Origin of the sequence: Streptomyces sp. SudanB25_2051 (assembly GCF_964272635.1) — a bacterium.
Lineage (GTDB): Bacteria > Actinomycetota > Actinomycetes > Streptomycetales > Streptomycetaceae > Streptomyces.
In genome coordinates this window covers 5,668,891-5,695,291 of sequence record NZ_OZ186787.1, presented here as the reverse complement: position 1 = coordinate 5,695,291, position 26,401 = coordinate 5,668,891, and the positions used below count along the sequence as shown (strand labels likewise).

Sequence of the window (26,401 nt, the reverse complement as noted above, 5' to 3'; positions counted from 1 at the left end):
CGGCGTGGCATCGCGGACACGTTCCGCGCGGAGGCGGGTGGACTCGTGCGGCACGCCCGGGCCCACCGCGTGTGCGCGAAGCCGTCGGGGCCTGCGCGCGGAAGCCGTTGAGGCCGGTGCGCACGGCGCCGTCGGGCCCGTGCGTGGAGCCGTTCAGGTCAGGGTGTGGCGAGACGAAGGCCGCTCGGCGCGGGGCCGCCGCGTGAGGGGCTGAGCGGCGATACCCCTGGCCGGTGAACCGCCCCCGTACAGGCGGTCGTTCACCCGGTGCACGACACACGGCCCCGCGCGCGGTGGCGGCGGGGCCGTGACGCCGGACGCGGCACCGCGACCGGACCGACGGGACCAGGCCGGCCGGGAGGGCCGCGGGGCGCCTCCCGGCCGGGCCGTCAGCTGGACTGCTCCACATCCATCGCCCCGCGCCACACCGTCACGTCGAGGCTGATGTAGTCGCTGGGGTCGGACTCGGGCGAGAAGCCGAGGACGGTCAGCAGGGCGACGTCACCGGCGCCGTTCTGCAGGCAGATGCGGGACCCCTTGGTCATCTGCGAGTCCTCGATCGTGGTCGTGTAGCGGGTCTCGTCCAGGCACGTCTGCAGCGAGCCCTCCTGGCCGTTGCGCAGCATCACCAGCCGGCCGGCGTCGTTGGCGTTGAGGCCGGAGATGCCGTACCGGATGTCGCCGCCGTCCCCCTTGGGCTTCACCGGGTCGTCCGCCAGCGACAGCTCGTACCCCTCGGTCAGGTCGATGCCCTTGTAGTCGACCGGCTGGGGCGGCGTGGCGGGGGCGGCTCCGGTGCCCTGCGACGGGGTGCCGCCTCCGGCGCCCGCGTCGGCGCCGGTACCGGCACCGTCGCCCGCCGGTTCGCCCTGGCCCTGGCCGGTGGTGCCGCCGCTCGCGGAGGGCCTGGGCGCGCCGGACGTGGCGCCCTGCGCCTGGCCGGTGCGCTGCTCCTTGGCGTCCTCCTTGTTGAGCAGTACGTACGCGGTGGCGCCGCCCGCGACGGCGAACGCGATGACCGCGGCGATGGCGACCAGCGCGGCGCGCCCCTTGCGCTTCGGGGCGGGCGCGGCCGGGGTAGGCGCGCCCGGGGCGCCCGGGCCGTACGGGGCGGTGCCCACGACCGGGTGGGTGTACGGGTGCGGCTGGGGCTGCGGGGGCGGCGTCGGGGCGTGGCCGGGGCCCATGGTGGGCGGCGGGCCGAAGCCCTGCGGCGGTGCGGACGGCTCGGCGTGGGCGGTCACCGGGTGGGTGGGCGGCGGGGTGGCGGGGCCTCCCGTCGGCGCCTGCCCGGCCTGCCCCTGCGGCGGGCCCACCGGGGCCTGGGCCACGGGGGCCGTGGGCGGCGTGGCGGGCGGGGGCGGGGTGGTGGCGGCGGCAGGCGCCGGGGCCGCGGTGCGGGTGGTGATGTCGGCGGCGACGGCGCCGGGCAGCCACTCCTCGGGGCGGCGCAACGCGGTGACATCACTGGCCTGGTGGCACATCGTCAGCACGTCGGCGATGGACGGCCGGCCCGCCGGGTCCTTCGTCAGGCAGCGGGTGACCAGCTCCCGCAGCTGCTCGGGGAGCCCGTCCAGCGAGGGCTCCTCGTGCACGATGCGGTACAGCACGCCGTGCGACGTGCCCTCGCCGAACGCGGGGCTGCCCAGCGCTGCGTACGCGGCGACCTGGCCGAGCGCGAACACGTCCGTCGCGGGCGTCACCTCGCTGCCCGCGGCCTGCTCGGGCGCCATGAAGGACGGCGTGCCGATGGTGACGCCGCTGCTGGTGAGCGAGGTGGCGTCGGCGGCGCGGGCGATGCCGAAGTCGATGACGCGCGGCCCGTCGGCGGCGAGCAGGACGTTGCCGGGCTTCAGGTCGCGGTGGACGATACCGGCGCCGTGGATGACCTGGAGCGCCTCGGCGATGCCGGCGACCAGCAGCAGGACCGTGTCGACAGGCATCGGGCCGTGCTTCTGGACGGCGTCGGCCAGGGACGGGCCGGGCACGTACGCGGTGGCGAGCCAGGGCTCACGGGCGTCCGTGTCGGCGTCGATGACCGGTGCCGTGTAGAGGCCCTGGACACGCTGGGCGGCCTGCACCTCGCGGGCGAAGCGGCGCCGGAACTCGGCGTCCTGCGCGAAGTCGGGCCGGATCACCTTGATGGCGACGGGCCGCCCGCCGGGCGTGTACGACAGATAGACCTTGCCCATGCCGCCGGCGCCGAGGCGCGCCGCGAGCCGGTATCCCGCGACCGAGCGCGGGTCGTCCTCCTCCAGCGGCTGGAAGACGGTTCCCCCATGGTGCTGACCACCACTCATCAATCCATGTCTCCTGAAAAGGACTCACCGCGCGCGCGGTGCGTACGTGTTGCGTGAACGGCGTTGCGGTGCCGGACCCGCACCCTATCCAAGCGGGGCGGCCGGGCTCCACGCGCGTGCGGGAACGGAACGCGCTCCGGGTGGGGGTCCGGGCTTGAGCGCGCGGGCGGGTGGCACGCGTCCGTTCACCGGCGGTGCGGTATGCACTCCTCCATGGACGACTACACGGCCGACCGCACGGACGGCTTCACGGACGGCTCCCCCCGCGGCGTCACGTCCGGTGCGCGAGCGGACGCTGCGCGAGCGGACGATGCGCGGGCGACCGACGTGCCGGCGCATGACTTGAGGACGGACGACACGAGGACAGCGGACGCGGTAAGGGAGCACTCGGGGACGGAGCAGGCGGGCACGCACGGCGGGCGGGATCCCCGCGCCTCTCCCCCACTGGCCGCCGGGCGGGCCGGAGGGCCGGTCGCCGGGCTGCTGCTCGCGGCGGGCGGCGGGCGCCGGCTCGGGGGGCGGCCGAAGGCACTGCTGGAGCACCGGGGGCGGCCGCTGGTGGAGCACGCGGTGGCCGCGCTGCGGGAGGCCGGGTGCGGGCCGGTGCACGTGGTGCTGGGCGCCGCGGCCGGGGCCGTACGGGAGCGGGCCGGCCTCGCGGGGTGCGTGGTGGTGGAGAACCCGGACTGGGAGCGGGGCATGGGCTCGTCGCTGCGGGCGGGGCTGGCGTCGCTCGGGTCCCCGGCGGAGACGGGGGGCGCGGACGCGGTGCTGGTGGTGCTGGTGGACCAGCCGGGGATCGGCGCGCGGGCGATGGCGCGGGTGGCGGGGGCGTACCGGGGGCGCGGCTCGCTGGCCGCGGCGTCGTACGGGGGCAGGCGCGGGCACCCGGTGCTGCTGGGGGCGGACCGGTGGGCCGAGGTCGCGGAGGGCGCGGAGGGCGACCAGGGCGCGCGGGCGTACCTGCGGGCCCACGAGGCGGAGATCACGCTGGTGCCGTGCGGGGACGTGGCGGAGCCGTACGACATCGACACGGCGGCGGATCTGGCGCACCTTGAGGGGGCGGGGTGAACGGGCCGTGTACGGCGCGGCACCGAGCGCCACGTTGTGTCGACCCGAAGAATCTCGATATCAACAAACCATTGAACTTCCACTATGAGGAAACTACTATCCACTGACCAGAAGGACCGGACAGTCCCACAGGGCCCGTGACCGCCCCGCGGCTCCCACGGCACCGCGTGCCATGCGCATCCGAGCCCGTCCCAGCCCCGCCAAGCCCGCTGAAGGAAGTGACAGCTCATGTCCGCACCAGCGCCGTCTCCGCTGGCCATCGTCGAAGCCGAGCCCCTGCCCCGGCAGGAGGAGGTCCTCACCGACGCCGCCCTGGCCTTCGTGGCGGAGCTGCACCGGCGGTTCACGCCCCGGCGTGACGAGCTCCTCGCCCGCCGCGCCGAGCGCCGCGCCGAGATCGCCCGCACCAGCACGCTCGACTTCCTCCCGGAGACCGAGCACATCCGGCGGGACGACAGCTGGCGGGTCGCGCCGGCCCCGGCCGCGCTGGACGACCGCCGCGTGGAGATCACCGGTCCCACCGACCGCAAGATGACCATCAACGCGCTCAACTCGGGCGCGCGGGTCTGGCTCGCCGACTTCGAGGACGCCTCCGCCCCCACCTGGGAGAACGTGATCCTCGGCCAGCTCAACCTCACCGACGCGTACGAGCGGCGGATCGACTTCACCGACCCGCGCACCGGCAAGTCGTACGCGCTGCGCCCCGCCGAGGAGCTCGCAACCGTCGTCATGCGCCCGCGCGGCTGGCACCTGGAGGAGCGCCACCTCGTCTGCGACGGCCGGCCCGTGCCCGGCGCGCTGGTCGACTTCGGCCTGTACTTCTTCCACAACGCGCGCCGCCTGCTGGACCTGGGCAAGGGCCCGTACTTCTACCTGCCGAAGACGGAGTCCCACCTTGAGGCCCGCCTCTGGAACGACGTCTTCGTCTTCGCGCAGGACTACGTCGGCATCCCGCAGGGCACGGTCCGCGCGACCGTCCTCATCGAGACGATCACCGCCGCGTACGAGATGGAGGAGATCCTCTACGAGCTCCGCGACCACGCGTCCGGGCTCAACGCGGGCCGCTGGGACTACCTCTTCTCCATCGTGAAGAACTTCCGTGACGGCGGCGCCAAGTTCGTCCTGCCGGACCGCAACGCGGTCACGATGACGGCCCCGTTCATGCGCGCCTACACCGAACTCCTCGTCCGCACCTGCCACAAGCGGGGCGCGCACGCGATCGGCGGCATGGCGGCGTTCATCCCGTCGCGGAAGGACCCGGAGGTCAACAAGGTCGCGTTCGAGAAGGTCAAGGCCGACAAGGACCGCGAGGCGGCGGACGGCTTCGACGGCTCCTGGGTGGCGCACCCGGACCTGGTGCCCATCGCGATGGCCTCCTTCGACGCGGTCCTCGGCGACAGGCCCAACCAGAAGGACCGCCTGCGCGAGGACGTCGACGTCAAGGCCGCCGACCTCATCGCGATCGACTCGCTGGACGCGAAGCCGACGTACGCCGGGCTGGTCAACGCCGTGCAGGTCGGCATCCGCTACATCGAGGCGTGGCTGCGGGGCCTCGGCGCGGTCGCCATCTTCAACCTGATGGAGGACGCGGCGACGGCGGAGATCTCCCGCTCCCAGATCTGGCAGTGGATCAACGCCGGGGTCGTCTTCGAGAACGGCGAGAAGGCCACCCCGGAGCTGGCCCGCAAGGTCGCCGCCGACGAACTCGCCGCGATCCGCGCCGAACTGGGCGAGGAGGCCTTCGCGTCCGGCACGTGGCAGCAGGCCCACGACCTGCTGCTGAAGGTCGCCCTGGACGAGGACTACGCGGACTTCCTCACCCTCCCCGCGTACGAACAGCTCGTCGGCTGACCCGCACACCAGCCGACGGCCCCACCCCAGGGGCACCCCCGCCCCGCCCCCGGCACCGCACAGCGCCGGGGGCGGGGCCATTCCCGACCCCCACCTTGCCGGCCGGGAGGGCAGCCCGCACGACCCTGCCGCTGGCGACCGGGGTCAACCGCGGGGGCACGCGCCGCTGTTACCTGACCAACGTCATGATGTTCTCCAGCATCGCCTCGATGACATACGGAGGCTCGGCATCCGCTGTGCGGGCCGCCTCCCGGTATGTCGCGGCGTTCTTCTCCGGGAAGCCGTCGCCGGACGCAACCAGCTCCCGCCTGCGCGCGCCCCAGGCAGCCCAGTGCTCCCCGAGATACGCCTCCAGGTTGTCCTCGAAAACGGTGTGGGTCGCACAGGTGGCAGTCGTGGGGAACGACGCCGGGGAGGCACCGAGGTAGCTCAGCAGGCCGGCGTTGAGGGCCATGTCCTTGCGGCGCTGCCCCTCGTAGGTCTGCTCTTTCGCGCGCCGGCTCTCCGGGTCGGTGATGTCCTCCAGCCTGCGGCGGTTCCGCTCCACATTGCCCGCGTCTCCGTCGAACACCACATGGGTGGGGATCTCCAGAGCGTCGAGAATCGCCCGGCACAGGGCGATGTTGTCCTTTCCCCCGGCGCTGATCACGCTGATGCCGCGCGCACCGAGGCTGTACCGCCGCCGCTCAGCGCACCCGGTGAGCACCGCGCCGTCGGTGTCGCCCTCCACGAGGACGACGGCCCGAGCGAAGAACGCCTCGGCGAGGGTCCCGGCGCACTGGATACCGGCCTTCCTCCGGATGGCGCCCTCGTTCACCAGGTCGTGGGGAAGGGAGCCGATCAGCTCGCGCTCGGTGATCTGCCGCACCCGGGTCACCGGGTGCTCCTCGGTGCCGTCGCGGCTGAGACGGCGGATCTCGTGGTAGTTGCGCGGGTCGATGAAGACCGGACTGTGGGTCGCGTACATGACCTGGGTCCGGCCCTCGGGCGCGGAGGTCACCAGATCCCGCAGCACCTCGGCGAAGGTGCGCGCCTGCGGCGGATGCTGGAACAGCTCCGGCTCCTCGACGGCCAGACACAGGGTACGGCTCCCGGACTCGGGCCTCCTGCGCTCCGCGAGGAGCTTCAGCGCCGCGATGATGAGCGCACGCTGGAAGCCGTGCCCCTGCCGGTGGACCGACGTCTCGGCGGCGCCGTCCCTGATGCTGACCTGGAACGACGTCTTGACCGGTCTGGGTGTGTGCACCACAGGCGTCACCACGATCTCCCGGCCGGTCGTGAACCGCGCCACCTCCTGGGAGAGCGCGGTCGACAGGTCCGTCAGCACGGGCCCGTACACGGTCGCGTGAACGTCCAACCGCTGCTGCTGCGCCCGCTGCTCGATCTCCCCGAGCTGCTCATGCGCCTGTGTGCGATCCACGGCATGGTCGAGGATGCGGCCGATGGCAGAAGCCTTGCGGTCGTCCGTCTCCTCGTAGGCACGGAGGTCGGCGGAGATGAACACGAAGTCGATGAGTTTGGCCAACACGCTCTGCCCCGCGAAGCCGAACAGGTGCGTGTCCTCGACCTCCGACTCGGTGAGCAGGTGGCGGTGGCTCCGCTCCCACTCGGCCATGGCCGCGACGAGAGCCTTCTCGTTGCTGACGCTCGGCAGGCCGAGTGAAGGGTCGCCGTCGCGGAGCGCGTTGTACGCTCTCCGCTTGGCCAGGGCGCCCTCCTGGCGCCGCACCTCCTCGAACGGCGCGTAGGCCAGGCCCTTGCCGGTGATCTTGTCCTCCCCGGTGTCCCAGGTCCGCCAGATGCTGACGGTCTCCGCGCCATCAGGGGCGTACCGGCCCAGCGTCTCGCGGTCGAAGGCCGTGAGGCCATCGAACTCGACCTCGACGGAGATGCGCTCCCCGTCGGCAGCCGAATGGACGTCCTCACTACTGAGCGAGACAGACTTTTCCCCGTTGAAGAACCAGTCGAGCGCGCGCAGCACAGTGGACTTGCCGACGCCGGTCGGGCCGATGAACGAGGTGATCTCCTCGAAGGAGATGTCCACCTTGTGCAGACAGCGGAAATTCTCGACGCGTACTCGCTTGATCTTCACGTTGGTCCTGTATCGCGGATGAGTGGACACGGCAGCACAGGACAGCGCCGCTGACCGAGTTCAGACTGGTCAGTGCGCCTGCCCGCCGGAGACGGTCAGGATGCTAGCCGCGACTGGCGGGTAGTCAGATGATTTTCCGCTCGCACCATAGGACCAACCGCCCATGCGCGCACTGGGGTTCGGCATCGGCTGATGCGTTCCCATTGGTATCCGTGGTCGCACAGGTCAGGGGGAACGAGCGCGTTTTCGCCTACAGGATGAGGGCCGCGACGTCTCAGGCCTCCGCCCGGATCAGCGCGGTCATCGCGCGGCGGGATTCCTCCGGAGCGGGCAGCCGTTCGAACGTGCCTTCTGCGGTCTGGTAGACGCAGTCGATGCCGTAGCGGTGCAGGTACGCCGTGTCCGTGTGGTCGAGCGGGGCGGGGAAGAGGGCCGTGAGCCGGGCGTCCGGCGTCGGGCAGTGCGGCGCGTAGTCGAGGAGCTGGGCCAGTGCCTGCCGCACATGGGTGCGCGTGGTGCCGCCCTTCGCCTCGATGAGTTCCGCGACAGGCGCCTCGACATACAGGTCCGTGATACCCGAGGGGCAGTAGTACCGCTTCCCTTCCGCCAGTCCGAGAGCCTCGCGGTAGGCACGGACCAACGCCCCTTCCCTGCGGCGGACGAACTGCCTGGCCCCCGGCCGGTCATAGGCCAGATGGGTGGCGCGCAGCTCCTCCGCGGCGGCGACGCGTACGGCCCGCACCGCCGGATCCGCGTCGCGAGGGCGCGGCACCCGTCGAGGGCTGATCAGGAAGGCGTCGCAGACGGCGCGGGCCCGGTCCCCGGTGAGCAGGAGCTGTCCCGGGTACGTGTGGTTGCTGTTGTAGCCGATCACTCCGTTGAGTTCCCCGTACGGGATGTCCGTCCGCTCGAAGGCGGTGAGGCTGTAGACCGTGTGCCATCCTTCGGCGCCGTCCCGGGGAGGCCACAGGGCGGCGGCGAACTCCGCGTTGCGGAAGATGACACCCACCTCGCCGATGGCCCGCACCTGCTTCTCGCCGGTGAACAGCACGACGTCCCCCGACACGACCGTCGCCATCTTCTTGTCGTGGGTGGGCCTCGCGCCCCAGAAGCGCGCCCTTCCCTCCGGGTGGAGCCGGTCCAGCTCCGCCGCCTCATCCCCGGTGAGCCGGCTCCGCAGGTCGGGTGCCTGGAAGTCCACCTCCTGGTCGAGCGTGTCGCGCCAGTGCCGCCGCGCCTCCGCGCTGCCGTACGACGGGGACACAAGGACCTTCACCATCGGACCTCTACCTCTTCGGAGTTGAACCGCCACCACGTGCACGAACGATTCTCCACGAGGTGCGCCCCTGGGCCTTCGGCGGCCGGGGCGGGGGGTGTTGTCGCTGCCGCCGCCGGCCAGATCGTCGGCGTCCACTCCGGCACGTGCATGGACGTGCAGTACGCCAAGACGGAGAACGGCTCGCTCCTCGGCCTGAACACCTGCCACGGCGCCGGGAACCAGCGGTGGGAGAAGCTCCCCGGCGGCCTGCTGCGCAATGTCCACTCGGGCCGCTGCCTGGACGCCCTGGGCTGGCGCACCGCCGACGGCTCCCGCCTGGGCATCTGGGACTGCACCCCGCACCACACGAACCAGCAGTGGACGGGCCCCGGTCTGGGCGCCTGACCGCTGCACGGCTCCATCTAGCCCCGTCCCGCCACGTGCGGGGCGGGGTCCGTGCATGCGGGGGTGTCAGGGGCAGACCGGGACCGGGTTGGTCTCGCTGTGGATGTGGTTGTCGTTCATGAATCCCCATGCGCCGTTGTCCGCCTGGGTGTAGAGCCAGCGGGTGGGGTGGGGGCCGCCGTGGTTCGGGCCGTACTCGTAACGGCACTGGAACCAGGAGGGGTTGGAGTACATGTAGCCCACGACCGTCTTGTAGTCGGCGGTGGAGTACACGGGCGAGCCGGGGATGTTGTTGCACCAGTAGTAGTAGCTGCCGCTCTTGGGCCAGCACGGGGTGGCCTGGGGCGCCGCGGTGGCGCTGCCCGAGGTGGCGAGGACGGCGGCCGCGGCCGTGAGGGCTCCGAGCGTGGCGGCGAGGGTCTTTCGGACGGGCGTCATGGTGGGGCCTCTTCCGGTGTCGGTTCGTCTTCTGCCCCGGAGACGGGTGGGGGCGCGGTCCCGTATGAGTCGGAACGCGCGTCGGGTGCGTTGTCAGTGGGGGGTGCTTCACTGGTTTCGTCACGGAGAGTAGTCGAATCCAGGGGGAGTCGTGACGGACCGTACGGTGTTCGTGTCGTTGGAGGGGCTTCGGTCGCGTGGGTGGACCGACGGGATGGTGCGCGACCTGCTCGGGCAGCCGGACATCCAGGGGCGGAGTCCCCGGCAGGCCGCCGGGGCGTCGATGGTGCGGCTCTACCTGCTGGCGCGGGTGGAGGCGGTGGAGCGGGCGCGGGAGTTCCGGGTGTGCGCCCGGGCCGGCGGGGCGGCGGGGCTGACCGGGACGCGGGTGGCGGCGGAGGGCAGGCGGCGGGCCGTCCTCGCCACACTGCGGGCGGAGCCGATCCGGGTGCCGATCCTGCCGCCCGCCGAGCTGGAGCGCCGCGCCGTGCGGTATCGCAGGGAGGTCGGCGGGGCCGGGGCCGACGACGGGGCGGGGCCCTCGGGGACGGCGCGCTGGCAGGTGGGCTATCTGCGGAGCGCGCTGCGGTCGTACGACCGGCTCCTGGACGGGCTGTTCGCCACCGCCGGGCGCGCGGAGGCGGAGCGGCTGCTGCGGCGCCGGGTGTACGGGGCGATCGCGCAGGCGTACCCGTGGCTGGCCGAGGAATGCCGGCGGCGGATGGAAGGGGGCGCGGGCGGGGGCGGGCGATGAGTTCCGGGGCCGGGGACGGTCTGCAGGTGTATGGAGACACAAGCGCAGAGGACCGACCTCGGGCCCGCGGCCCGCCGGGTCGCCGGGCTGCTCGCCCGGGTCGAGGACCGGCAGCTCGGGCTGCCCACACCGTGCCCGGACTACGCCGTGCGGGAGCTGCTCGCCCATGTCGGCGGGCTCGCCCTCGCCTTCCGGGACGCGGCGCGCAAGGCGTTCGGGCCGACGACGGACACCGATCCCGGCAGCGCGCGGCCCGTCCTGGACGAGGAGTGGCGGACCGTCTTCCCGCGGCGGCTGGAGGAGGTCGCCGAGGCGTGGCGGGTCCCCGCGGCCTGGGAGGGCATGACACGGGCGGGCGGGGTCGACCTGCCCGGCGGGGTCGCGGGGCTCGTCGCGTTCAACGAGCTGCTCGTGCACGGCTGGGACCTGGCGCGGGCGACCGGTCAGCCGTACGCGCCGGGGGAGGATGAGTTGCGCGTGTCGTACGGGTTCCTGGAGCCGGGTGCGTCCGAGCGGGTCGCGGGGCAGGACCCGTTCGGTCCGCCCGTGGCCGTGCCGGACGACGCTCCGCTGCTGGACCGGGTCATCGCCCTCAGCGGTCGCCGTCCGGACTGGCCGGGGCGCTCGGCGCAGGGGGAGGCGGCGCCCGCCGGCTGAGCCCGGCCGCCGGGCCCGCGCTGGGCCGCCGCGGGGCGGACGGCTGCCCGGATCGGCCCGACGCCCGGCGTGGCCCGCCACCCGGCGGCCGGCTACCCGGAGCGACCCGCCACCCAGGCCGGCAGCCGCCCGGCGACGCCCGCCGCCCAGGCCGCCACCCAGCGACGCCCGCAACCCCGCGGCGGACGCGGAGGGTGACGCGGACGCGCCGGGGCCCTGCACGGCCCGCCACCCACCCCGGCAGCCGCCCGGCGGCGCTCACCACCCGCGACGCCCGCCGCCCAGCTGCGCCCGCAACCCGGCGCGACCCGCGCGCGACCACGCGCCGCGCCCCTGCGCGGCCCGCCGCCCCGCCGCCCGACCACGCCCGCCACCCGGGACGCCCGTCTCCCGGGACGCCGCCCCGTCGCGTGGTGCGCGGGTGTGGAATGCTCCGCGGCATGGTTCAGCGTGTGCGACCCAGTCTGTACATCTCCGTGGACGTGGAGGCCGACGGGCCCGTTCCGGGGCCGTACTCGATGCTCAGCTTCGGGGCGGCCGTCGCCGGGCGGCAGGATGCCGAGGGGTATGTGGCGGCGGACCCCGAGGCGGAGACCTTCTACCGGGAGCTGCGGCCCATCAGCGGGGACTTCGTGCCGGAGGCGCTCGCGGTGAGCGGGCTGGACCGGGAGCGGCTGGCCGCCGAGGGGGCGGAGCCGGAGGCGGCGCTGCGGGAGTTCACCGCCTGGGTGCGGGAGGTGAGCCGGGGCGCGCAGCCGGTGATGTGCGGTTACCCGGCGGCGTACGACTGGATGTTCCTGTACTGGTATCTGATGCGGTTCACCGGCGAGAGCCCGTTCGGGCACGCGGGGTGCCTGGACATGAAGACCCTGTACGCGGTGAAGGCGGGGGTGCCGCTGCGGGCGGTCGCCAAGCGGACCATGCCGGCCGGGCTGCTGTCGCGGCGGCGGCACACCCATCACGCGCTGGACGACGCGATCGAGCAGGCGGAGATGTTCAGCAGGCTGATGGCCTGGCCCGGGGCGTGACGGCGCGCCCCGGGCCAGGCCTCCCCGGCGGTGGCCGGGTCAGTGTGCGTGGACCGGGTTCGGCGCGCGGGTCTCGCCGATCTCCTCACCCGGTTCCATGGGGGCCGTGACGTCGTCGGAGTCGCGTCGGGCGGCGGCTCCCAGGTGGTTGAAGACCAGGTTGAGGAGGACGGCGGCGACGCAGCCGGTGGAGATGCCCGAGTCCAGGATGATCTTCGCGGTCTCCGGGAAGGCGTGGTAGAACTCCGGCGCGGTGATCGGGATGATGCCGACGGCGAGGGACACGGCGACGATCAGGACGTTGTTGTCCTTCTCCAGGCCCGCCCGGACGAGCGTCTGGATGCCGCTCGCGGCGACCGAGCCGAAGAGGACGACGCCTGCCCCTCCGAGGACCGGGCGGGGTACGACGGCGATGAGCGAGGCCGCCATGGGGCACAGGCCCATCAGGACGAGGAAGCCTCCACCGGCGGCGACGACGAAGCGGCTGCGGATGCGGGTCATCGCGACGAGGCCGATGTTCTGGGCGAAGGCGCTGCACATGAAGCCGTTGAACAGGGGGCTGATGGCCGAGCCGAGGGTGTCGGCGCGCAGGCCGCCCGCGATGGTGCGCTCGTCGGCGGGCTTGTCGACGATCTCGCCCAGGGCCAGCATGTCGGCGGTCGACTCGGTCATCGACACGAGCATCACCACGCACATGGAGATGATCGCGGCGACGGCGAACTGCGGGGCGCCGAAGTGGAACGGCGTGGGGAAGCCGATCAGGTCGGCCTCGGCGACCGGGCTGAAGTCGGTGACGCCGAACGGTATGGCGATCAGCGTGCCGATCACCAGGCCGATGAGGACCGCGATCTGCTTGACGAACCCGCGCGTGAAGCGGCGCAGCAGCAGTACCACGACGAGGGTCGCGGCCGCGAGCGTCAGATAGGTGGTGGAGCCGTAGTCGTCGGCGGCCGGGTTCGGGCCCTGCGCCCAGCCGAAGGCGACGGGCAGCAGCGACACGCCGATCAGGGTGATGACCGTGCCGGTGACCACGGGCGGGAAGAAGCGGACCAGTTTGCTGAACCAGGGCGCCGCGAGGAAGCCGAGGGCGCCGGCCACGATGATCGCGCCGAAGATGACGGGCAGGGCGTCCGCCTTGTCCTCCGTCGTGTCCACGATGGCGAGCATGGGGGCAACGCCGGCGAAGGTGACGCCGTTGACGAACGGCAGCCGCGCGCCGATCTTCCACACGCCGAGCGTCTGGAGGAAGGTGGCGAGGCCGGCGGTGAAGAGGCTGGCGCCGGTGAGGAAGGTCAGTTCGGTGGCGGAGAGGCCGACGGCCGCGCCGACGATCAGGGGCGGGGCGACGACGCCCGCGTACATGGCGGCCACGTGCTGGAGGCCGCTGGTGAGCATGCGGACGGGCGGGAGCATCTCGTCGACGGGGTGCTTCGCCCCGCTCTCCGCCGTCGCCCCGCTCTCCGCTGTCGTCCCGCTCTCCACCGGGGCCGCGGGGGCCGCGGGGGCCACGGCGGTCTCGTGGGGGTTCCCGGCGCTGTTCTCGCCGGTCGGCGGCTTCTGGCTGCCGTGCTGGTGTACGGGCTGCTCGTCGGTGGGGGCCTCCGGCGGTGCGGGGGCGGTCCCCGGGGCGGGGTTCTGGTTGCCTGCATCGTTGTGGGACCTGGGCGTGGCGGCCACGGCGGTTCCTCCGGTCGGTTAACGCGTCGGCGGTGTGACACGGGTTTCAGGGAGGTGCTGCTGGTGATCCGGGAGGTCGGAGGGTGCGGGGGGTGCGGAGGGGCGAGGGGCGGTACCTGCGCGTGCGGGCGACCAGTACCGTTCCGGGGGGCGCGCACCTCGCGGTACGGCACCCCCCGGTCCGGCTGCGCGGGCCCCGCTGGGGTCCGCGGTACCGGTCGAGGGCCGTCCCCCCCGACCGGACTTCGTGGATCGCGCCCGGGCTCAGCCCTGGGCGGCGATGCGGGCGAGGCGCTGGGCCTCGTCCCTGGTGGAGCGCGCGATGGCGTCCTCGTCGGCGGTCAGCAGCCGGTTGTCCTCGACGATCTGCCGGCCGTTGACGAACGACGCGGTGACCGGGGCCGCCGCGCCGAAGACCAGTGCGGTGACGGGGTCGGCGATGGAGGCGTGGGCGAGGGTGTCCAGCTTCCACAGCACGAGGTCGGCGAGCTTGCCCGGCTCCAGGGAGCCGATCTGGTCGGCGCGGCCGAGGACCCGGGCGCCGCCGTGTGTGCCGAGGCGCAGCGCCTGGCGGGCGTTGAGGGCGGCCTCGCGGTGGGCGCCGAGCCGGTTGATCAGGAGCGCGTTGCGCAGTTCGGTGTGGAGCTCGCCGGACTCGTTGGACGCGGTGCCGTCGACGCCGAGGCCGACCGGGACGCCGGCGGCCAGCATGTCGGGGACGCGGGCGATGCCGGCGGCGAGGCGGGCGTTGGACGAGGGGCAGTGGGCCACACCCGTCTTCGTGCGGGCGAACGCCTCGATGTCGGAGTCGTTCATGTGGACGCAGTGCGCCATCCACACGTCCTCGCCGAGCCAGCCGGTCGACTCGAAGTAGTCGGTGGGGCCCATGCCGAACAGCTCGTGGCAGAACTTCTCCTCCTCGACGGTCTCCGAGCCGTGGGTGTGCATGCGCACGCCCAGCCGGCGGGCGAGTTCCGCGCCCTGCCGGAGGAGTTCGGTGGAGACGGAGAAGGGCGAGCAGGGGGCGACGGCGACCTGGGTCATCGCGTCGAAAGAGGCGTCGTGGTGGCGGCGGACGGTCTCCTCGGTGGCGGCGAGCGCGCCTTCGAGGGTCTCGACCGCGAAGTCCGGGGGCAGGCCGCCGTCCTTGACGCTGCGGTCCATGGAGCCCCGGGCGAGGGTGAAGCGGACACCCATGTCGGCGGCGGCCTTGATGATCGCGCCGGACAGGTCGCCGGAGCCGCGCGGGAAGACGTAGTGGTGGTCCATGGCGGTGGTGACGCCGCCGCGGGCCATCATCGCCAGGGAGCCCTGGGCCGCCGCGTGCACCATCTGCTCGTCGATGCGCGCCCAGGTGGGGTAGAGGGCGACGAGCCAGTCGAAGAGGTTGTGGTCGGTGGCCAGGCCCCGGGTGATCCACTGGTAGAAGTGGTGGTGGGTGTTGACCAGGCCCGGCGTGGCCAGGTGGCCGGTGCCGTCGATGCGGCGGACCACGTCGGTCAGGCCCTCGGGGGCCCGGCCCGCGCCGACCGACTCGATCCTGTTGTCCGCGATGACGATGTGGCCCGAGGCGTACTCGGTGTCCTGGGCGTCGACGGTCGCGATGGCGCAGTTCTCGATCACGGTGCGCTGGGCTGCCGAAGGTGCCATGGTGCGTCCTTCTGGGTTTCGGGTGGCGAGGGTGGGCACGGCAGGACCCTAGGAGGATTTGAGTGCCGCGGCACGAGTGCCGAGGGTGCCGAGAGGATGAAGTCGGTGGGCCGGACGACGGTCCGCCCCGACCCGCCGAGGCGGGGCGGACCGTCGTCCGGGTCGGTGGCCGGCGGTCGCCTCCGGCGCCGGGTGCGGCCTGGAAGGGTGGCGCAGGGCCGGCCGCCGGAGGCGGGGCGTCCCCGGTGGGGCGCCGGCCGCCGGAGGCGCCGGACGCGGGACGTCACGGGTGGGACGTCAGGCGTGGAGCGCCCGGGGTGGGACGCCGGGGTGGACGTCGCGGACGGGGTGTCGGGGACCGGGTGTCGCGGGTGGACGCCGGCCCCGGAGCGTCACAGGTTGGTCAGGTCGACCGGGATGCGGGGCTCCACGCCGTCGCGCAGGACGGTGGCCTCGATGAGGCCGTAGGGGCGGTCCGCCGCGAAGTACACCTCGTTGTCGTTCTTGAGGCCGAAGGGCTCCAGGTCCACCAGGAAGTGGTGCTTGTTGGGGAGGCTGAAGCGGACCTCGTCTATCTCCGAGCGGTTGTTGATGATCCGCGCACCCATCTGGTACAGCGTCTGCTGGAGCGAGAGCGAGTACGTCTCGGCGAAGGCCTGGAGCATGTGCTTGCGCACCTGCTCGTAGGACTTCTCCCAGTGCGGCATGCGCTGCTCGTCGTCGGTCCAGTTGAACCGCCAGCGGGCGGAGACCTGGGTGGCGAGGATGCGGTCGTACGCCTCCTGGAGGGTGGTGTACTTGTCCTTGACGTAGCCCCAGAACTCCGAGTTGGTGGAGTTCATGACGACGAGGTCCTTCAGGCCGGAGATGACCTGCCAGCTCTCGCCGTCGTAGGTGATCTCGGTGAGGCGGGTCTCCTGGCCCTTGCGGACGAAGGAGTGCTTGACCTCGTCGGCGCCGATGAACTTGGAGTTGGCGTCGGACGTGGCGATGCGCTCCCAGGCGTACTCCTCGATCCGGATGCGGGCCCGGTGGATGGGCTCCTGGCTGGTGACGAAGTGGCGCGCGAGGTGGATGCCGAACTGCTCGGCGGACTCGATGCCGTGCTCCTTGGCGAACGCGTACACCGTGTTCTTGGTGGTGTCGGTCGGGAGGACGTTGGCGTTGGAGCCGGAGTAGTGGACGTCCTCCATGTCGCCGGAGAGGGCGACGGAGACGTTCAGGTCCTTGATGTGGTGGGTCGCGCCGTCCCGCGTGATCTTTACGACGCGGTTCTCTGCTTTCCCGTACTGGTTCTGGCCGAGAATCGTGGGCATGTGGCTGCTAGCTCCCTCGGTAAACGGAGTAGCCGAACGGGTTGAGCAGCAGCGGAACGTGGTAATGCTCGCCCGGTACGACGGCGAAGGTGATCGCCACCTCGGGGAAGAACACGCCGCTGTCCCGTGTCGCGGGGGCGTCCTGCTGTGCCTCGGCTTGCTTGCTGGCGAAGTACGCCTCGGTCTCGAAGTCGAGGCGTACGTGGGTCGTCCCTTCCGGCAGGGCCGGGAGGTCCTTGCACCGCCCGTCCGCGTCGGTCGCGGAGCCGCCGAGCGCCACCCACTCCGCGGCGCGGCCGGCGCGGGCCGCGAGGGAGATGGCGACGCCCTCGGCGGGGCGGCCGGCGCTGGTGTCCAGGATGTGCGTGGACACCGATGCGGTCGTGTCGGTACTCATGCGGGGTCTTCCTCCACGAGACGGGTGAGGCGGATGCGGTTGATCTTGCCCAGTTCGGCGCGGACGATCTCACGCTCGCGCTCGGGGGTGTTGGCGATCCGCTCACGGAGCGCGTCGCGCATCTGCTCGCCGGTACGGCCGGTGGCGCAGATGAGGAAGACGTGTCCGAACTTCTCCTGGTAGGCCAGGTTCAGTTCGAGCATTTCCGCCTTGAGCTCCTCGGAGGCCCCGGCCATGCCGCGCTGTTCACGGGCGGACGTGGGGTCCCCGGGCTTCGGCCGGCCGATCGGCGGGTGCCCTGCCATGGCGTCGGCCAGGTCCTCGGCGGTGAGCTCCGCGGTGGCGGCGTCACTGGCGAGGAGGAGGTCTTCGGCGGTGGCGTACGGGCGCTGGGCGAGCAGCTTGCTCCCCCATGCCGGGCTGGCGCACACCTCGTGCAGGGCGGCGAGCGCGTCGCTGTCCGCCGAGGTGTTGAACCGGGTGAGGCCCGGTGTCGAGGTACTCGAAGTCACGGGGAGCCTCCGTGGCTGTTTTTCGCTGTCGTCGGACGGGCTGCGGATAGCTAACGCCCTGCGGCGACACCTCGTCAACACTTTGTTGAAAAGTCGGTGACACAAAAGCCGTCGCCCGGACATCGGGGCGACGGCTTCCGTTCCACCGCGGTTCCGCGGCACTTCCGTGAGGGTTCCACCGGGCCCCGGCGAGGGGCCCCGGCGGGCGGGGTCACTTGCCCTTGGCGGCGTTCTCCCTGTTCAGGTAGTTGTACACGGTGAACCGGCTGACGCCGAGGGCGCCGGCGACGGTCTCCACTCCGTGCCGCACGGAGAAGGCACCGCGTGCCTCCAGACTCCGGACGATTTCCTGCTTGCTCTTGCGGTCGAGTTGGGCCAGCGGCATTCCGTGCCGCCTTTCCAGCGCGGCGAGGATCTGCTCCAGGGAGTCGGCGAGCTGGGGCAGCCGTACGGCGAGCACGTCCTCGCCCTCCCAGGCGAGCACGACGTCGTCGGGCCCGGCCTCCTCCGGCGGCAGCATCCGCCCGCCCATCGCGTCCACGAGCGGTTTCACCGCGGTCACCAGCGGGTGGTCGCCCGGCGCGGTCACCGCTCGTCCCCGATGACGTTCAGCTGCAGGGAAACGCGGGTGGCCCCGGCCTCCAGCGCACGGCGCAGCAGCGCGTCCACGGCGGCGAGCACCGCGTCGGCGCGGCCCTCCGCGGTGTTGCCGAACGGCCCCACGTCGACGGCGTCGAGCTCGGCGCCCTGGATGACCTCGCGGGCGACGACGGCGTGGGCCGGCGCCTCGTCCAGGTCGAACGGCTCGGTCGTGAATTCGACCCTCAATCGCTCCATGGCCTCACGGTAGCGCCGCACCGGCGGGCGTCCATCTGGCGGGTGGGCCTTGACAACGAGGACCCATCACTTGCAGTCTTCCATCACGCAGAAATGAACTTCCGCAATACGGAAGGAGCGCCGCCTCATGGCCCGCTTTTCAGAAGACGCAGGCAAGGCCCAGCGCTTCGATGTGAACCTGTCGATCCTCTTCACCGAACTCCCGCTGCTGGAGCGCCCCGCGGCCGCCGCGGCCGCCGGCTTCACCGCGGTGGAGCTGTGGTGGCCCTGGATCGAGACGCCCACCCCGCCGCGCGGCGAGTTGGACGCGCTGCGGCAGGCGCTGAAGGACGCCGGCACGCGGCTGGTGGGGCTGAACTTCTACGCCGGGCAGCTGCCCGGACCGGACCGCGGCGCCCTGTCCGTACCCGGTGAGGAGTCGGAGCGCTTCCGGGCCAACATCGACGTGGCCGCCGACTTCGCCGCCTCCGTCGGCTGCACGGCGCTGAACGCGCTGTACGGCAACCGCGTCGAGGGCGTGGACCCGGCGACCCAGGACGAACTGGCCCTGGAGAACCTGGTACTCGCCGCCCGCGCCGCCGACCGGATCGGCGCCACCCTCCTCGTCGAGGCCCTCAACCGGCCCGAGTCGCCCCGCTACCCGCTGGTGAGCGCGCCGGCCGCGGTCGAGGTGGTCGACAAGGTCAACGAGGCCACGGGACTCGGGAACGCCGCGTTCCTGCTGGACCTGTACCACCTGTCGATGAACGGCGAGGACCTGGAGGCGGTGATCGACGCGTACGCCGCCAAGACCGGCCACGTCCAGATCGCCGACAACCCGGGCCGCGGCGCGCCCGGCACGGGCGACCTCGACCTGTCGGCGCTGCTGCTGCGCCTGAACGAGCGCGGCTACGACGGCTGGGTCGGCCTGGAGTACAAGCCCGGCGACCGGCCGAGCGCCGACGCCTTCGACTGGCTGCCCCGGGAACTGCGCGCCGCCGGCTGACGCCCCGTATGGGCGCCCGGCGCCGCACACGGCTGATCGCAGCACGAGCTGTTGAGCACGAGCTTTTGAAAGAGGACACCATGAGCACCCTTCCGAAGATCGCGTGGATCGGGCTCGGCATCATGGGCTCGCCCATGTCCGAGAACCTCCTGAAGGCCGGCTACCAGGTCACCGGCTACACGCTGGAGCAGGAGAAGCTGGACCGGCTCGCCAAGGCGGGCGGCACCGCCGCCGCCTCCCTCGCCGACGCGGTCCGCGACGCGGACGTCGTGATCACGATGGTCCCGGCGTCGCCGCAGGTGGAGGCGATCGCGTACGGCCCCGACGGCATCCTGGAGAACGCCAGGGAGGGCGCGCTGCTGATCGACATGTCGTCGATCACCCCGCAGACCTCGGTCGACCTCGCGAAGGCCGCCGCCGCGAAGGGCATCCGCGTGCTGGACGCCCCCGTGTCGGGCGGCGAGGCCGGCGCCATCGAGGCCGTGCTGTCGATCATGGTCGGCGGCGAGCAGGCCGACTTCGACGCCGCGCTGCCGATCTTCCAGGCGCTCGGCAAGACCATCGTCCTGTGCGGCCCGCACGGCTCCGGCCAGACGGTGAAGGCGGCCAACCAGCTGATCGTCGCCGTCAACATCCAGGCGTGCGCCGAGGCCGTGGTCTTCCTGGAGAAGTCCGGCGTGGACCTCAAGGCCGCCCTGGACGTCCTCAACGGCGGCCTCGCCGGCTCCACCGTGCTGACCCGCAAGAAGGACAACTTCCTGAACCGGGACTTCGCGCCGGGCTTCCGGATCGACCTGCACCACAAGGACATGGGCATCGTGACCGACGCGGCCCGCAACGTCGGCGCCGCCCTGCCCGTCGGCGCCGTGGTCGCCCAGCTGGTGGCCTCGCTGCGTGCCCAGGGCGACGGCGGCCTGGACCACTCGGCGCTGCTGCGCGCCGTCGAGCGGCTGTCCGGGCAGCAGGTCTGACGGGCCCTCACCCCCGCACTCCCGTCCCGGAGCCGTGCTCCTTCACCGGCCCGGGCCGGGCCCGACTTCCGGACGGCGTCGGCGCTGACAACCTGTCCTGTCGCGCCCAGGCGCCGGCGCCGTCCGGAATCCCCTTCTCCGATTTCAACAAACTGTTGACGTCACCTCGGGGCGTCCCTACGCTCCAGAGCACTCGCCAGCAGCTCCCCGTACGGAAGGTCACCAGGTCACGATGTCGAAGCGCGTGCTTACGACCGAGTCCGGCGCCCCGGTCGCCGACAACCAGAACTCCGCCACCGCCGGCATCGGCGGCCCGCTCCTCATCCAGGACCAGCACCTGATCGAGAAGCTCGCCCGCTTCAACCGGGAGCGCATCCCGGAGCGCGTGGTCCACGCCCGCGGCTCCGGCGCGTACGGCTACTTCGAGGTGACCGACGACGTCACCGCGTACACGAAGGCCGCGTTCCTCTCCGAGGTCGGCAAGCGGACCGAGCTGTTCACCCGCTTCTCGACGGTGGCCGACCCGCTCGGCGGCGCCGACGCCGTCCGCGACCCGCGCGGCTTCGCGGTGAAGTTCTACACCGAGGAGGGCAACTACGACCTCGTCGGCAACAACACGCCGGTGTTCTTCATCAAGGACCCGGTGAAGTTCCCCGACTTCATCCACTCGCAGAAGCGCGACCCCTTCACGGGCAGGCAGGAGCCGGACAACGTCTGGGACTTCTGGGCCCACTCCCCCGAGGCGACACACCAGATCACCTGGCTCTTCGGCGACCGCGGCATCCCCGCCTCGTACCGCCACATGAACGGCTACGGCTCCCACACCTACCTGTGGACCAACGCCGACGGCGAGGCGTTCTTCGTCAAGTACCACTTCAAGACGAACCAGGGCATCCGCTGCCTCTCCGCCGAGCAGGCCGCCGAGGTCGCCGGCACCGACCCCACCTCGCACCAGACGGACCTGCTCCAGGCGATCGAGCGCGGCGTCAACCCCTCGTGGACGCTGTACGTGCAGATCATGCCGGCGGCCGAGGCGGCCGACTACCGCTTCAACCCGTTCGACCTGACCAAGGTGTGGCCGCACGCCGACTACCCGCTGCACCGGGTCGGCCGGATGGTCCTCGACCGCAACCCGGAGAACATCTTCGCCGAGGTCGAGCAGGCCGCGTTCTCGCCGAACAACTTCGTGCCCGGCATCGGCCCGTCCCCGGACAAGATGCTCCAGGGCCGCCTCTTCGCCTACGCGGACGCCCACCGCTACCGCCTGGGCGTCAACCACACGCAGCTGCCCGTCAACGCGCCGAAGGCCACCGTGGCGGACAACTACGGCCGCGACGGCCTGATGGCCACCCGCAACGGCTCGCGCCACGACAAGAACTACGAGCCCAACTCGTACGCGGGCCCCGCCGAGACCGGCCAGGCGCTCTCCGCCGCGCTCGCCGTCTCCGGATACACGGGCACCCACCCGGCGCCCGCCCACGTCAAGGACGACGACTTCTTCCAGGCCGGCGAGCTGTACCGGCTGATGTCGGCCGAGGAGAAGGCCCGGCTCGTCGCGAACATCGCGGGCAGCCTGTCGCAGGTCTCCCGCGACGACGTCATCGAGAAGAACCTCGCCCACTTCCACGCCGCCGACCCCGACTACGGCAAGCGCGTCGAGGAAGCGGTCCGCGCCCTGCGCGAGGACTGAGCGGCGCCATGAAGCTGCGTACGGCGGCTGACGGGAGGTCCGTCGCCGTACGCGGTCCGGACCGTGGCCCGGATGAGGGGTGGCCACGGGAACGGACAGCGAGGACCGCGGCGGCGTAGCGCGCCAGTGCGGTGGCGAAGGGACCCCGGTACGCCTTCTTGACCTGAAGGAGGGCGTACGGAGGCTCCGCGCGCGCCGCCGCGGTCCCCCGCACCTCCCCACGAGCCCCGTCCGGCGGCGCGAACGTCCTGTCGCGCCAGCCTCGCACCGTCGGACGGCTTCCACCCTCGGCGGCGCGGACACGGCGGCACTCCCGCCGCACCCGTCGCGGGCACCGCAGGTGCCCCGCCTGTCACGTCCCGCCGCCAGAGCCAGAGCGCGGAGTCGGTTACGGTCCCCGACTCCGCGCTCTTCCGCGTGCGCGCACGCCTGCCGGCCCCCTGCCCATCCGCGCCCCTTCAGTGGCGGGTGGCGTGACTGGGGTCCACGAGGCGTTCCAGGACCGTGCGCACCACCCGGTAGGCCGTCGCCGTCGTCTCGTCGGTGGCCCGTTGCTCCTCGCCCCTGGCCCAGTCGCGGGCGGCACGGAGGCGCCGGAGGAGTTCGTCCGCGTCCACGATGTCGGTCATGTACGTACGGCTACCCCCTCACCGCGCGGCCATGGCAGCGAAGGTCCCGGGAGGCGCGCGGGTGCGGCGCGGTGCGGCGCCGGGGCCGGGTCGTCCCGCACGGGGACCAGGTGCGCGGCCCACGGCACGCGCCCTCCGGCCCGCGCCACGCGCCCCCTGCGGCCCGGGCTCCGCGCCCCGCGCCACACGCGCCCTGCGGGCCGCGCCCCGCGACCCCATGCCACGCGCGCGGCCCGCGGTTCACGCCCGGTGGCCCAAGCCCTGCGGCCGGAGCCCCGCAGCACAACGAAAGGCCCCCGCCCCGGGGTGTCGGGGCGGGGGCCGGTCGGGCGGCCGCGGGGCTCGGGTCAGGCGAGGGGGCGGATCGCGGTCGGGGCGTGGGCCGGCTCGGTGGCCAGCTCCTCCCACTCGGTGATGTCGCTGATGTCCATGGTGCGGCTCATCGAGATGTTGGTGACCCGCTCCAGGATCGCCTCGACGACGACCGGCACGCGGTACTCGGCGGCCAGCTTCTTGGCCTCCTCGAAGGCCGGCAGCAGCTGGTCGGGCTCGGTGACGCGGATGGCCTTGCAGCCGAGGCCCTCGACGACCTTGACGTGGTCGACGCCGTAGACGCCGAGCTCCGGGGAGTTGATGTTCTCGAACTCCAGGTTCACCTGGAAGTTGATGTCCAGGCCGGCCTGCGCCTGGCGGATCAGCCCCAGGTACGAGTTGTTGACCAGGACGTGGACGTACGGGATGCGGTGCTGGGCGCCGACCGCCAGCTCCTCGATCATGAACTGGAAGTCGTAGTCGCCGGAGAGCGCCACGACCTGCGCCTCCGGGTCGGCCTTGGCGACGCCGAGCGCGGCCGGGATGGTCCAGCCGAGGGGCCCGGCCTGGCCGCAGTTGATCCAGTGGCGCGGCTTGTAGACGTGCAGCATCTGCGCGCCCGCGATCTGGGAGAGCCCGATGGTGGTGACGTACCGGGTCTCGGGGCCGAACGCGCGGTTCATCTCCTCGTACACGCGCTGCGGCTTCAGCGGCACGTTGTCGAAGTGGGTGCGGCGCTGCAGCGTGGCCTTGCGCTCCTGCGTGGAGGCGACCCAGGCGGTGCGGTCCGGCAGCCGGCCCGCGGCCTTCAGCTCCTTGGCGACCTCCACGAACAGCTCCAGGGCCGCCTTGGCGTCCGAGGCGATGCCGTAGTCCGGGGCGAAGATCTTGCCGATCTGGGTGGGCTCGATGTCGACGTGGACGAACTTCCGACCCTTCGTGTACACGTCCAGCTTGTAGCCGGTGTGCCGGTTGGCCCAGCGGTTGCCGATGCCGAGGACGAAGTCGGACTCCAGGAAGTTGGCGTTGCCGTAGCGGTGCGAGGTCTGCACGCCGACCATGCCGGCGTTGAGCCCGTGGTCGTCGGGGACGGCGCCCCAGCCCATCAGGGTCGGGATGACCGGGGTGCCGGTCAGCTCCGCGAACTCGACCAGCAGGTCCGACGCGTCGGCGCTGATGACACCGCCGCCAGCGACGATCAGCGGACGCTCCGACTCCAGCAGGAAGGAGAGCGCCTTCTCGATCTGGGCACGGGTCGCGGCCGGCTTGTAGACGGGCAGCGGCTCGTACGTCTCCGGGTCGAAGTCGATCTCGGCGAGCTGGACGTCGATGGGCAGGTCGATGAGGACCGGGCCCGGACGGCCGGAGCGCATCAGGTGGAACGCCTGCTGGAAGACGCCGGGGACCTGCGCGGCCTCCAGGACGGTGGTGGCCGCCTTGGTGACCGGCTTGGCGATCGACGCGATGTCGACGGCCTGGAAGTCCTCCTTGTGGATCACGTGCGTCGGCGCCTGGCCGGTGATGCACAGGATCGGAATCGAGTCACCCATGGCCGAGTACAGGCCGGTGATCATGTCGGTGCCCGCCGGGCCCGACGTACCGATGCAGACGCCGATGTTGCCGGGGTTGGTTCGGGTGTAGCCCTCGGCCATGTGGGACGCGCCCTCGACGTGGCGGGCGAGGGTGTGGTCGATGCCGCCCCCCTCCTTGAGCGCCTTGTAGAAGGGGTTGATCGCCGCGCCCGGCACACCGAACGCGCTGGTGACGCCTTCGCGCTTGAGGATCTCAACTGCCGCTCGGGCGGCGGTCATTCGAGGCATGGGTGCTCCTGCTTCGGCCTGGCGGACCGGGCTCTGTCGCGCCACCTGAGAGCATCGATCCGTATGCGATTCCGCAATGCGGAAGTCTCTTTCTGTTATACGGAAGCAATGTAGGCGGGGCTGCCGGAACCCGTCAAGGGATGGCCGAATGCCCTCCCCATCCGCGCGGCCGTGGTGGACGATGGGCGACGAGTCGAAGGGGGCGATCGCCGTGGGAGAGAACGTGCCGGTGCGCTGCCCGGTCTGCCGGCGTGCGCACGCGTACGCGTCGCCCGTCTATCCGTGCGCCTGCGGGGCGCCCGTCGCGCCGCCGCTGATGCGCGGCGCCCCGGCCGAGCCGATCACCCACCGGACCTGGACGGACGAGTGGGTCACCGTGCGCTGCGCGGCGTGCGGCCGCCAGGACCAGTGGCCGCAGCCGGAACTGGGCTGCCCGTGCGGCACGGTGCTGCGCGTTCCGGTGCGCCCCGTGACGGCCGCCGCGTCCCCGCCCCGCTCCCTCGCGCCGGGCGGCGCCCCCGGCGCCCTCCCCGGCACGGGCGGTACTCCCGGCGGCTCCGGTACGGGCGGTACTCCCGGCGGCTCCGGTACGGGCGGTACTCCGGGTGCGGGCGCCGCCTCCGGCGCCGTCCCCGGTACGGACGGCGCACCGGGTACGGGCGGCGCGGGCGCCCGCCCCGGTACGGGCGCCGAGCCCGCCGACCCCGCTCCGCCCCGACCCGGCGCCCCCGGCGCCACGTCCTCCACCCCAGGCGTGTCCACCGTGCCCGCGGCCTCCCCGCCCCCGCCCCCGCACCCGGTCCCTCCGGCCGCCGGACGCCCCCCGTTCAACCCCGTCACCATCCGCACCGCCCGTGACGTGGTGACCGCCGCCGCGCTCTATCTGCGCTGGCTGGGCTTCCGCGAGGTCGTACAGCCCGAGGAGCGCCGCTCCTCGGTGTCGCCGGCCGTCGAGCTGCGCGGCCCCGGACTGGTCGCCCAGGTCGATCCGACGACCCGCCCCGTACCTCTCCGGGCCGTCGAGTGCCTCTGGCTGGAGGGGCTCGCCTCCTCGTCGGCCGCCGTGTACTTCTCGCTCGCCGGGTACGAGGACAGGGCCCGCGCCCGCGCGGACGGCGTCTGCCTGCCGCTGTTCGTCATGGACCTCACCGGCACCCCGCAGCCCGTGAACACCCCGGCCGACGACCTCCTGGCGCGGGGGGCGTGAGCGTGCGCATCCGGACCGCCCGCCCCGAGGACCTGCCGCTGCTCCAGGACGTCGAGCGCGCGGCCGGCGAGCCGTTCCGCGCGCTCGGCATGGACGCGATCGCCGACGACGACCCTCCGCCGCTGGACGTCCTGGAGGGCTACCGGGCGGCCGGCAGGGCCCGCGTGGCGGACCTGGGCGGGCGCCCGGTCGCGTACCTGGTCTGGGACGAGGTGGACGGCGCCGCCCACGTCGAGCAGGTGTCCGTCCACCCGGACGCCGCCCGCCGGGGCGTGGGCCGCGCCCTGATCGAGGACCTGGCGGCGGACGCGGCGGCCAGAGGCGTACCGGCGCTGACGCTGACGACGTTCACGGACGTGCCGTGGAACGCCCCGTACTACGCGCGGCTCGGCTTCCGGGTGCTGGAAGCGGCGGAGCTGACCGGCGGGCTGCGCGCGATCCGCAGCGCCGAGGCGGCCCACGGCCTGGACCGCTGGCCGCGCGTCTGCATGCGCCGCGACCTGCGCTGAGCCGGGACACCGGGCACCCCGCCGCGCCCACCCCG

24 protein-coding genes are annotated in these 26,401 nt (G+C 72.7%); 11 read left to right on the top strand and 13 right to left on the bottom strand.

What is annotated here, in order from left to right; translation table 11 throughout:
- Positions 1 to 389: 389 nt before the first annotated feature.
- Positions 390 to 2,300 (bottom strand): serine/threonine-protein kinase, encoded by a 1,911-nt coding sequence (locus tag ACSUPT_RS25020; protein ID WP_436945569.1) that lies wholly within the window; start codon positions 2,298 to 2,300, stop codon positions 390 to 392.
- A gap of 444 nt (positions 2,301 to 2,744) precedes the next feature.
- Here ACSUPT_RS25020 and ACSUPT_RS25015 point away from each other — a divergent pair, with 444 nt between their 5' ends.
- Together ACSUPT_RS25015 and aceB are read left to right on the top strand one after the other, a co-directional pair.
- Positions 2,745 to 3,371, top strand: a complete 627-nt coding sequence (locus ACSUPT_RS25015; RefSeq protein WP_436946265.1) for a nucleotidyltransferase family protein — start codon at positions 2,745 to 2,747, stop codon at positions 3,369 to 3,371.
- Between the two features lie 228 nt (positions 3,372 to 3,599).
- Complete coding sequence (gene aceB / locus ACSUPT_RS25010) at positions 3,600 to 5,222, top strand: malate synthase A (RefSeq protein ID WP_365728698.1); 1,623 nt, start codon at positions 3,600 to 3,602, stop codon at positions 5,220 to 5,222.
- Positions 5,223 to 5,391: 169 nt separating this feature from the next.
- On the opposite strand, the gene ACSUPT_RS25005 is transcribed toward aceB, so the two are convergent.
- Positions 5,392 to 7,314 (bottom strand): ATP-dependent nuclease, encoded by a 1,923-nt coding sequence (locus ACSUPT_RS25005; protein WP_399217635.1) that lies wholly within the window; start codon positions 7,312 to 7,314, stop codon positions 5,392 to 5,394.
- 274 nt (positions 7,315 to 7,588) lie between these two features.
- Positions 7,589 to 8,593 (bottom strand): hypothetical protein, encoded by a 1,005-nt coding sequence (locus ACSUPT_RS25000; protein ID WP_436945568.1) that lies wholly within the window; start codon positions 8,591 to 8,593, stop codon positions 7,589 to 7,591.
- On the opposite strand from ACSUPT_RS25000, the gene ACSUPT_RS24995 reads away from it, so the two are divergent.
- On the top strand, positions 8,540 to 8,977 hold the full coding sequence (locus ACSUPT_RS24995; protein ID WP_436945567.1) for an RICIN domain-containing protein: 438 nt from the start codon (positions 8,540 to 8,542) through the stop codon (positions 8,975 to 8,977). The two genes, ACSUPT_RS25000 and ACSUPT_RS24995, sit on opposite strands and share 54 nt — an antisense overlap.
- Before the next feature lie 66 nt (positions 8,978 to 9,043).
- Here ACSUPT_RS24995 and ACSUPT_RS24990 read toward each other — a convergent pair whose 3' ends face one another.
- Positions 9,044 to 9,415: a hypothetical protein gene (locus ACSUPT_RS24990; protein WP_351964652.1), complete on the bottom strand. Its 372-nt coding sequence runs from the start codon at positions 9,413 to 9,415 to the stop codon at positions 9,044 to 9,046.
- Between the two features lie 151 nt (positions 9,416 to 9,566).
- On the opposite strand from ACSUPT_RS24990, the gene ACSUPT_RS24985 reads away from it, so the two are divergent.
- The 3 genes from ACSUPT_RS24985 to ACSUPT_RS24975 all read left to right on the top strand — a co-directional run bounded on the left by ACSUPT_RS24985 (position 9,567) and on the right by ACSUPT_RS24975 (position 11,854).
- Positions 9,567 to 10,169, top strand: a complete 603-nt coding sequence (locus ACSUPT_RS24985; RefSeq protein ID WP_436945566.1) for a hypothetical protein — start codon at positions 9,567 to 9,569, stop codon at positions 10,167 to 10,169.
- Positions 10,170 to 10,199: 30 nt separating this feature from the next.
- Positions 10,200 to 10,826, top strand: coding sequence for a TIGR03086 family metal-binding protein (locus tag ACSUPT_RS24980; RefSeq protein ID WP_436945565.1), 627 nt, complete (start codon positions 10,200 to 10,202; stop codon positions 10,824 to 10,826).
- Positions 10,827 to 11,254: 428 nt separating this feature from the next.
- On the top strand, positions 11,255 to 11,854 hold the full coding sequence (locus tag ACSUPT_RS24975) for a 3'-5' exoribonuclease domain-containing protein (protein WP_361658997.1): 600 nt from the start codon (positions 11,255 to 11,257) through the stop codon (positions 11,852 to 11,854).
- Positions 11,855 to 11,893: 39 nt separating this feature from the next.
- On the opposite strand, the gene ACSUPT_RS24970 is transcribed toward ACSUPT_RS24975, so the two are convergent.
- The 7 genes from ACSUPT_RS24970 to ACSUPT_RS24940 all read right to left on the bottom strand — a co-directional run bounded on the left by ACSUPT_RS24970 (position 11,894) and on the right by ACSUPT_RS24940 (position 18,243).
- Positions 11,894 to 13,267, bottom strand: a complete 1,374-nt coding sequence (locus tag ACSUPT_RS24970; protein ID WP_351964784.1) for a nucleobase:cation symporter-2 family protein — start codon at positions 13,265 to 13,267, stop codon at positions 11,894 to 11,896.
- A 528-nt stretch (positions 13,268 to 13,795) separates the two neighbouring features.
- Complete coding sequence (locus ACSUPT_RS24965) at positions 13,796 to 15,181, bottom strand: 8-oxoguanine deaminase (protein WP_436945564.1); 1,386 nt, start codon at positions 15,179 to 15,181, stop codon at positions 13,796 to 13,798.
- A gap of 392 nt (positions 15,182 to 15,573) precedes the next feature.
- A complete protein-coding gene (gene pucL, locus ACSUPT_RS24960) occupies positions 15,574 to 16,497 on the bottom strand; it encodes a factor-independent urate hydroxylase (protein WP_023590694.1) in 924 nt (307 codons plus the stop codon).
- A gap of 7 nt (positions 16,498 to 16,504) precedes the next feature.
- Entirely contained in the window at positions 16,505 to 16,894 is a 390-nt protein-coding gene (uraH, locus tag ACSUPT_RS24955; RefSeq protein WP_351964647.1) for a hydroxyisourate hydrolase, read from the bottom strand.
- Entirely contained in the window at positions 16,891 to 17,406 is a 516-nt protein-coding gene (uraD, locus tag ACSUPT_RS24950; RefSeq protein ID WP_361659006.1) for a 2-oxo-4-hydroxy-4-carboxy-5-ureidoimidazoline decarboxylase, read from the bottom strand. The genes uraH and uraD overlap by 4 nt, the downstream gene beginning before the upstream one ends.
- 211 nt (positions 17,407 to 17,617) lie before the next feature.
- Positions 17,618 to 17,995 carry a helix-turn-helix domain-containing protein gene (locus ACSUPT_RS24945; RefSeq protein WP_351964645.1) on the bottom strand — a complete coding sequence of 126 codons (378 nt, stop codon included), beginning with the start codon at positions 17,993 to 17,995 and terminating at the stop codon, positions 17,618 to 17,620.
- Positions 17,992 to 18,243, bottom strand: a complete 252-nt coding sequence (locus tag ACSUPT_RS24940; RefSeq protein ID WP_023590690.1) for a hypothetical protein — start codon at positions 18,241 to 18,243, stop codon at positions 17,992 to 17,994. The genes ACSUPT_RS24945 and ACSUPT_RS24940 overlap by 4 nt, the downstream gene beginning before the upstream one ends.
- Positions 18,244 to 18,370: 127 nt before the next feature.
- Between ACSUPT_RS24940 and ACSUPT_RS24935 the strand changes: the two genes are divergently transcribed.
- The 3 genes from ACSUPT_RS24935 (at position 18,371) to ACSUPT_RS24925 (ending at position 21,889) form a co-directional block, all read left to right on the top strand.
- Complete coding sequence (locus tag ACSUPT_RS24935; RefSeq protein ID WP_403503962.1) at positions 18,371 to 19,228, top strand: TIM barrel protein; 858 nt, start codon at positions 18,371 to 18,373, stop codon at positions 19,226 to 19,228.
- An 80-nt stretch (positions 19,229 to 19,308) separates the two neighbouring features.
- Positions 19,309 to 20,199, top strand: coding sequence for a 2-hydroxy-3-oxopropionate reductase (locus ACSUPT_RS24930; RefSeq protein ID WP_351964643.1), 891 nt, complete (start codon positions 19,309 to 19,311; stop codon positions 20,197 to 20,199).
- Between the two features lie 232 nt (positions 20,200 to 20,431).
- A complete protein-coding gene (locus ACSUPT_RS24925) occupies positions 20,432 to 21,889 on the top strand; it encodes a catalase (protein ID WP_351964642.1) in 1,458 nt (485 codons plus the stop codon).
- 458 nt (positions 21,890 to 22,347) lie between these two features.
- Here ACSUPT_RS24925 and ACSUPT_RS24920 read toward each other — a convergent pair whose 3' ends face one another.
- Together ACSUPT_RS24920 and gcl are read right to left on the bottom strand one after the other, a co-directional pair.
- Positions 22,348 to 22,518, bottom strand: coding sequence for a hypothetical protein (locus ACSUPT_RS24920; RefSeq protein ID WP_351964641.1), 171 nt, complete (start codon positions 22,516 to 22,518; stop codon positions 22,348 to 22,350).
- Positions 22,519 to 22,865: 347 nt separating this feature from the next.
- Positions 22,866 to 24,650 (bottom strand): glyoxylate carboligase, encoded by a 1,785-nt coding sequence (gene gcl / locus ACSUPT_RS24915; protein ID WP_399217647.1) that lies wholly within the window; start codon positions 24,648 to 24,650, stop codon positions 22,866 to 22,868.
- A 148-nt stretch (positions 24,651 to 24,798) separates the two neighbouring features.
- On the opposite strand from gcl, the gene ACSUPT_RS24910 reads away from it, so the two are divergent.
- Both ACSUPT_RS24910 and ACSUPT_RS24905 read left to right on the top strand, forming a co-directional pair.
- A complete protein-coding gene (locus tag ACSUPT_RS24910; protein WP_436945563.1) occupies positions 24,799 to 25,857 on the top strand; it encodes a hypothetical protein in 1,059 nt (352 codons plus the stop codon).
- A gap of 2 nt (positions 25,858 to 25,859) precedes the next feature.
- Positions 25,860 to 26,366: a GNAT family N-acetyltransferase gene (locus ACSUPT_RS24905; RefSeq protein WP_436945562.1), complete on the top strand. Its 507-nt coding sequence runs from the start codon at positions 25,860 to 25,862 to the stop codon at positions 26,364 to 26,366.
- Positions 26,367 to 26,401 lie beyond the last annotated feature (35 nt).

What these genes read in the sequence shown, in the direction of transcription:
- ACSUPT_RS25020 (WP_436945569.1), bottom strand. Translation starts at nt 2,300, where the DNA reads ATGAGTGGTGGTCAGCACCATGGGGGAACCGTCTTCCAGCCGCTGGAG.
- aceB (WP_365728698.1), top strand. Translation starts at nt 3,600, where the DNA reads ATGTCCGCACCAGCGCCGTCTCCGCTGGCCATCGTCGAAGCCGAGCCC.
- ACSUPT_RS25000 (WP_436945568.1), bottom strand. Translation starts at nt 8,593, where the DNA reads ATGGTGAAGGTCCTTGTGTCCCCGTCGTACGGCAGCGCGGAGGCGCGG.
- ACSUPT_RS24990 (WP_351964652.1), bottom strand. Translation starts at nt 9,415, where the DNA reads ATGACGCCCGTCCGAAAGACCCTCGCCGCCACGCTCGGAGCCCTCACG.
- ACSUPT_RS24980 (WP_436945565.1), top strand. Translation starts at nt 10,200, where the DNA reads ATGGAGACACAAGCGCAGAGGACCGACCTCGGGCCCGCGGCCCGCCGG.
- ACSUPT_RS24975 (WP_361658997.1), top strand. Translation starts at nt 11,255, where the DNA reads ATGCTCCGCGGCATGGTTCAGCGTGTGCGACCCAGTCTGTACATCTCC.
- ACSUPT_RS24970 (WP_351964784.1), bottom strand. Translation starts at nt 13,267, where the DNA reads ATGCTCCCGCCCGTCCGCATGCTCACCAGCGGCCTCCAGCACGTGGCC.
- ACSUPT_RS24965 (WP_436945564.1), bottom strand. Translation starts at nt 15,181, where the DNA reads ATGGCACCTTCGGCAGCCCAGCGCACCGTGATCGAGAACTGCGCCATC.
- pucL (WP_023590694.1), bottom strand. Translation starts at nt 16,497, where the DNA reads ATGCCCACGATTCTCGGCCAGAACCAGTACGGGAAAGCAGAGAACCGC.
- uraH (WP_351964647.1), bottom strand. Translation starts at nt 16,894, where the DNA reads ATGAGTACCGACACGACCGCATCGGTGTCCACGCACATCCTGGACACC.
- ACSUPT_RS24940 (WP_023590690.1), bottom strand. Translation starts at nt 18,243, where the DNA reads ATGGAGCGATTGAGGGTCGAATTCACGACCGAGCCGTTCGACCTGGAC.
- ACSUPT_RS24935 (WP_403503962.1), top strand. Translation starts at nt 18,371, where the DNA reads ATGGCCCGCTTTTCAGAAGACGCAGGCAAGGCCCAGCGCTTCGATGTG.
- ACSUPT_RS24930 (WP_351964643.1), top strand. Translation starts at nt 19,309, where the DNA reads ATGAGCACCCTTCCGAAGATCGCGTGGATCGGGCTCGGCATCATGGGC.
- ACSUPT_RS24925 (WP_351964642.1), top strand. Translation starts at nt 20,432, where the DNA reads ATGTCGAAGCGCGTGCTTACGACCGAGTCCGGCGCCCCGGTCGCCGAC.
- ACSUPT_RS24920 (WP_351964641.1), bottom strand. Translation starts at nt 22,518, where the DNA reads ATGACCGACATCGTGGACGCGGACGAACTCCTCCGGCGCCTCCGTGCC.
- gcl (WP_399217647.1), bottom strand. Translation starts at nt 24,650, where the DNA reads ATGCCTCGAATGACCGCCGCCCGAGCGGCAGTTGAGATCCTCAAGCGC.
- ACSUPT_RS24910 (WP_436945563.1), top strand. Translation starts at nt 24,799, where the DNA reads ATGCCCTCCCCATCCGCGCGGCCGTGGTGGACGATGGGCGACGAGTCG.